Source organism: Flavobacterium fluviatile (assembly GCF_010645065.1).
In the GTDB taxonomy this organism is placed as follows: domain Bacteria; phylum Bacteroidota; class Bacteroidia; order Flavobacteriales; family Flavobacteriaceae; genus Flavobacterium; species Flavobacterium fluviatile.
This window is the reverse complement of the sequence record NZ_JAADZW010000024.1, coordinates 44,285-50,581: the sequence shown is the minus strand read 5'-3', so window position 1 is coordinate 50,581 and position 6,297 is coordinate 44,285. Positions and strand designations below refer to the sequence as shown.

5 protein-coding genes are annotated in these 6,297 nt (G+C 36.5%); 1 reads left to right on the top strand and 4 read right to left on the bottom strand.

Going from position 1 to position 6,297, the window contains the following annotated elements; translation table 11 throughout:
- Positions 1 to 265: 265 nt before the first annotated feature.
- From lpdA to truA, 4 genes are all read right to left on the bottom strand, one after another.
- Positions 266 to 1,654, bottom strand: coding sequence for a dihydrolipoyl dehydrogenase (gene lpdA, locus GXM17_RS18380; RefSeq protein ID WP_163401004.1), 1,389 nt, complete (start codon positions 1,652 to 1,654; stop codon positions 266 to 268).
- Between the two features lie 550 nt (positions 1,655 to 2,204).
- Complete coding sequence (locus GXM17_RS18375; RefSeq protein WP_163401003.1) at positions 2,205 to 2,789, bottom strand: NUMOD4 domain-containing protein; 585 nt, start codon at positions 2,787 to 2,789, stop codon at positions 2,205 to 2,207.
- A gap of 242 nt (positions 2,790 to 3,031) precedes the next feature.
- The gene (locus GXM17_RS18370; protein WP_163401002.1) at positions 3,032 to 4,786 is read right to left on the bottom strand and encodes an ABC transporter ATP-binding protein; all 1,755 of its coding nucleotides are present in this window, start codon (positions 4,784 to 4,786) and stop codon (positions 3,032 to 3,034) included.
- A gap of 87 nt (positions 4,787 to 4,873) precedes the next feature.
- Entirely contained in the window at positions 4,874 to 5,614 is a 741-nt protein-coding gene (truA, locus tag GXM17_RS18365; protein ID WP_163401001.1) for a tRNA pseudouridine(38-40) synthase TruA, read from the bottom strand.
- 182 nt (positions 5,615 to 5,796) lie between these two features.
- Here truA and GXM17_RS18360 point away from each other — a divergent pair, with 182 nt between their 5' ends.
- The gene (locus GXM17_RS18360) at positions 5,797 to 6,291 is read left to right on the top strand and encodes a metallophosphoesterase family protein (protein ID WP_163401000.1); all 495 of its coding nucleotides are present in this window, start codon (positions 5,797 to 5,799) and stop codon (positions 6,289 to 6,291) included.
- Positions 6,292 to 6,297 lie beyond the last annotated feature (6 nt).

The window sequence follows — 6,297 nt, the reverse complement described above, 5'->3', positions numbered from 1 at the left end:
TCTCGATACAATTTTTAATAATAAAGCTATCGCATTATGATTAAAAATCACTCGAAGTGACGTTAACTTAATGACATAGGGATAGCAGTGGTATCTCCCGGTTTAGAAAAACAAGGCTTTTTAGCCGTAGTTTTTGTTAATCGGGAATTTAGCGTATAGCCCGGCCCGCTTTTTCTACGGGGCATGGCCATAAAAAATCCGGTCTGCTTTCACAAACCGGATTCTTTAAATTGAAAATTATATGTAACCGTAAAACGGCTATTGATTACAAGTGAATTACTTCGCCGTAAGCATCAGCAACCGCTTCCATAACCGCCTCGCTCATGGTTGGGTGAGGGTGGATCGATTTAAGGATTTCATGACCTGTAGTTTCAAGTTTACGGGCTACAACTGCTTCAGCAATCATATCTGTAACACCAGCACCAATCATGTGGCATCCTAACCATTCTCCGTATTTCGCATCGAAGATTACTTTTACGAATCCGTCAGCATTTCCGGCAGCTTTTGCTTTTCCAGAAGCTGAGAACGGGAATTTACCAATTTTTAATTCGTATCCTTTTTCTTTAGCCTGTTTTTCTGTTAAACCTACAGAAGCGATTTCAGGAGTTGCATAGGTACAACCCGGAACGTTTCCGTAATCGATTGGATCTACGTGAAGGCCTTTGATTTTCTCTACACAGTTGATTCCTTCAGCAGAAGCTACGTGAGCCAAAGCCTGACCCGGAGTAACGTCTCCAATTGCGTAGTAACCCGGGATATTTGTTGCGTTGTAAGCGTTTACTAAGATTTTATCTTTGTCAACAGCAATACCCACTTCTTCTAAACCGATATTTTCGATGTTTGTTTTGATTCCAACCGCAGAAAGTACGATATCAGCTTCAAGAATTTCTTCTCCTTTAGCAGTTTTTACAGTAGCTTTAACTCCAGCTCCTGAAGTATCTAACTTCTCAACAGAGGAATTAGTCATTACTTTGATACCTGCTTTTTTCAATGATTTTTCAAATTGCTTTGATATATCTTCGTCTTCTACCGGTACAACGTTTGGCATAAATTCTACAATAGTAACATCTGTTCCCATTGAATTGTAAAAGTGAGCGAACTCAACTCCAATTGCACCGGAACCTACAATAATCATAGATTTTGGCTGTGTAGGCAATGTCATTGCCTGACGGTACCCAATTACTTTTACACCATCCTGAGGTAAGTTTGGCAACTCACGGGAGCGGGCACCCGTTGCGATGATGATATGATCAGCGCTATATTCAGTAACTTTATTGTCTTTATCCGTAACGTCAAGTTTTTTTCCCGGTTTCAGTTTTCCGAAACCTTCGATAACGTCGATTTTGTTTTTTTTCATCAGGAAAGTAACTCCTTTGCTCATTCCTTCTGCAACACCACGGCTACGCTGAATAACTGCCGGGAAATCTTTATCGAATTCAGAAACTGTTAATCCGTAATCAGAAGCATGTTTTAAATAATCAAAAACCTGAGCCGATTTCAGTAATGCTTTTGTTGGGATACATCCCCAGTTCAAACATACACCACCTAAGTTTTCTTTTTCAACTACAGCTACTTTAAAGCCTAATTGTGATGCTCTGATGGCTGTTACATATCCGCCGGGACCACTTCCTAAAACAATAACGTCGTATTTCATTTTTTACTTATTTATTTGTTATTTGTAAAAATGCAGTCGCTAACGCTCGTGTCATTTTTTGCTAATTTATTTGTTATTTGTAAAAATGCAGTCGCTAACGCTCTTGTCATTTTTTTGGTTATTTATTTGTTATTTGTAAAAATGCAGTCGCTAACGCTCGTGTCATTTTTTGCTAATTTATTTGTTATTTGTAAAAATGCAGTCGCTAACCCTCTTGTCATTTTTTTGGTTATTTAGTATTACTACTGAAATAGAGCCTTATTTTTCTGAAACTCTTTTCCAGTTATTCACGATTATTTGTGCCTGCGAATTTAAGGATTTATTTTAAAAAACACTTGTAAATTTGTTTTTACCCATGCAGATTTTAGTCTTTTCACAGAAAACAGGGGAATTGTGAATTGTAAATTGTGAATTATGAACTGTAAATTAAAATTTTGAAGATAAATCTGAAAAATGAAGTTTTTCCAAAAAACAAAGTCCAGGAACTTTTACAGCTCCCGGACATTGTTCGGCGTGATATCATTAATAATTTGCCAATAACAATTAACTCTTAAATTTTTACATGTCCCCAGTTTTCACCGCTGGCAATACGTCTGATCTGCATTTCGCTTACGCCAAATTGTTTTGCAATCATCTTCAGACGTGTTTTTTGCTCCGGGCGGGCTAATATTTTTTTGATCAGCATGACTTTGGTAGTAGTCAGTTTTCTGCCGTCTGATTTTATATTGTGTTCAATGAGGTTCTTTTTGGCCTGAATAACGTGCGGACTTTTACGGCTATGGGCAATCATTTCTTCTCTGGTAGCCCAGCGAAGGTTTTTCACATCATCATTGTTGCGTATATAATCTAAATGAAGTACGTAAGTCTGGTCTTCTGATTGTTTCGGAATAAAATACTGGGCTACTAATTTGTAGAGGAAAAGGTATTTATTGACAATTTTATCACCTTGTCTGATTTTGAATCTAAACGTGGGATATCCATCGCTTAAACCTCCTTTTAAAAGGCGTCCGTTTTGTATATCGTCTGTAAAGCTAATCAGTCTTCCTTTGTTTGAAATGGCATATCTAAATTGTAAGGACTCATTAATTTCTATTTCTTTGAATTCTTCATTTGGATAAAATCTAATCTGTGGCATACGTCTTTTGCATTTGAAATTCTAATTATCTCAAAGATACAATTTCAAAGAAAAAAAAGCTATGTACTTGATTTTTAACGGTAAAATTTATGATTCTTATAACGCTTTTTTAACTTTTAAGAAGGGCATTAAACTGCTTTACTATCCAAAAGTTATAAATTAACAAAGTGAGCTCTCTTTTATCTTTTTGAAGTCATTGTAAAATATACTAAAATTTAAAAAGAATGATATCTGTAAATGCTTTAGTTTGCAACAGAAAATTGCGAATCGTACAGGTTTTTATAAAAACCATTAGCTTTATTTAATAATTCCTGATGTGTGCCCTGTTCTACAATCAGACCTTTATCCATTACCAAAATTTTATCGGCATTTACAATAGTTGCCAGTCGGTGCGCAATAACAATAGAAGTCCTGCCCTTGGTAATAGTTTCTGTTGCACGCTGAATCAATTCTTCAGAATAAGTATCGATAGATGAGGTTGCTTCATCCAAAATCAAAATACTCGGATTGCTCACATACGAACGTAAAAAAGCAATCAGTTGTCGTTGTCCGGAAGATAGCATGACGCCTCGTTCTTTTACATCAAAATCATAATTGTCAGGCAGGTTCATGATGAAATCGTGCACGCCAATTTTTTTAGCGGCATCTATAACCTGCTCACGCGTAATTTCGGGATTGTGTAAAGTGATGTTATTGTAAATGGTGTCAGCAAACAAAAACACATCCTGAAGAACCACTGCAATTTGCTTTCGCAATGAAGCCAGAGTATAGTTTTCGATATTGTGTCCGTCAATAAAAATAGTTCCGCTATTAATTTCGTAAAAACGGTTCAGTAAATTAATAATGGTCGATTTTCCGGCTCCTGTTGATCCTACGATAGCGATTGTCTGTCCAGAAGCTACCGATAAATTAATCCCTTTTATCACTTCTTCTTCCGGGATATAACTAAAACGGACGTCTTTGAATTCGATGCTTCCCTGAAAAACAGGCGCCTCCAGGGTTCCGGTATCCTGAATGTGATCCTGCGTATCAATAATATCAAAAACACGATTGGCAGCAATCATTCCCAATTGCATCTCATTGAATTTATCCGCTATCTGACGCAGCGGATTAAACAACATTCCGATGAACATGGTATAAGAAAATAAATCTCCAAAAGTCGTAAAGTTATCTCCGTTCAGAATTTTAAATCCGCCAAAGACCACAACCAATCCTAAAGTAATGGACGAAATGATATCGGCAATCGGGAAGAAGATCGAGTTGTATAAAATTGTTTTAATCCAGGCAACACGATGTTTGTCGTTGATGTTTTTAAAATTTTCAATCTCGATTTTTTCCCGGTTAAAAAGCTGAACGATTTTCATTCCCGTAACGCGCTCCTGCACAAACGAATTCATATTGGCAATCTGCGTTCGAACTTCCTCAAATGCAACCTGCATTTTGCGCTGAAAAATTCTCGTGATGTAAACCAAAACCGGCATGGCGACAATAACGATCCACGTGAGTTTCCAGTTCATGTAAAACATAAAAATCAGTACTACCAGCATTTTCATCAAATCACTTATAATCATAAATAATCCCTGACTGAAAATACGTGCTATCGATTCAATATCCGAAACAGATCTGGTTACCAATTGCCCAACCGGAACCAAATCAAAATACTTCATCCTGAAACTCAAAATATGTTTAAAGAGCTTATTTCGAATATCTTTCACAATATCCTGACCCAGCCAGTTCGCCCAAAAAACAAAGTAAAACTGAGAGAATACTTCCATCAGTAAAACAATTCCCATCAGGATAATGTACATCAGCAAACCGTATTTATCATGCGTTTTTATGTACCCGTCAACAGTTTGTTTCAGTAAGTAGGGGCGTAGTGCCGCAAAAACCGATAACGATACTGCAAAAAGGATAACGCCGTAATAGCGCCATTTATAAGGTTTGGTATATTTTAGAATCCGTTTGAATAATCCGGTGTCAAATGCTTTTGCTTTCATTTATTTTAGGAGCTGATTCCTGCTTTTCACTTCAATCTTTTTTGTTTTTAAAGAAAAAACACAAAAGGATTTCCATTGCAATCAGGGCTATTTTATGATGTAATCGTAATTAATTCCTGTTAAATATAAACCATGCGCCGGAACTGAAAATCCCGCTTTCTCTCTGCTTTTACTGGCAATAATGTTTTCGAAATCAGTCAGCGAAATTTTATGCAGACCTATATTTATTAAAGTTCCTACAATCGCCCGAACCATATTTCGTAAAAAACGATTTGCCGAAATTGTAAAAATCAGTTTGTTGTTTTCTTTTTTCCAGTACGCCTCAAAAACCGTGCAATCAAATGTATTGACATCGGTATGTACTTTTGAAAAACATTGAAAATCGGTATGTTTTAATAGAATCTTCGACGCTTCATTCATCAAATCAACATCTAATTTTTGATTCATATACCAGCTCAGTCCTTCTAAAAACGGATTTTTAATAGTATTGATATGGTATTCATAAGTTCTTTTGACAGCATCAAACCGGCAATGGGCGTCATTATGGAGAAGGATAATGTCAAAAATAGCAATATCTTTCGGTAAATACGAATTGAGTTTGTGTACCAAAACCGGAACATCAATAAGATTTTCAAAATCAAAATGCCCGTACATTTCAGATGCATGAACACCAGTATCAGTTCTTCCGGCACCCATTACATTTATTGTGGAATTCAATAAAACAGAAAGTGCTTTGTTTAAAGTTTCCTGAACAGAAGATGCGTTGGGCTGAAATTGCCAGCCGTGATATTGGGTTCCGTTATAAGCAAATTGAATAAAATATCTCAAAGTAAAGGTTCAAAGTGACAAAGTTGCAAAGGTACAAAGTTTTTTTGGTAGAGACGCACTGCTGTGCGTCTAACTCCTAATAAGAAAATAAAATTGTAACAATAAAGAAGTATTACATTGCATACTCAACGCAGGAATCTTAGTACCTTAGCAGCTTAGAACCTTAGTCCCTTTTTTAAAAAATGACCAAAATCCTCCTTCTTTCCGACACGCACAGTCACATTGATGATACTATTTTAAAATATGTGGCTCAGGCAGATGAAGTTTGGCATGCAGGAGATATTGGAGATCTGCAAGTTACTGATACTATCAAAAAATTAAAACCGCTGCGTTGTGTTTATGGTAATATAGATGATGCGCAGGCACGATTGGAATTTCCGCTCCACAGTCGTTTTTTGTGCGAAGAAGTTTCAGTCTGGATTACACACATAGGAGGATATCCCGGAAAATATAATCCTGCCATTAAGGAAGAAATGCAAAACAATCCGCCAAAATTATTCATTTGCGGGCATTCGCATATTTTAAAAGTGATGTTTGACAAAAAAAATAATCTGCTGCACATGAATCCCGGAGCAGCCGGTAAAAGCGGTTTCCATCAGGTAAGAACCATGTTGCGTTTTGTAATTGAAGGAGACAAAATAAAAGATTTAGAAATCATAGAAATCGATAAAAGATAGCGTATT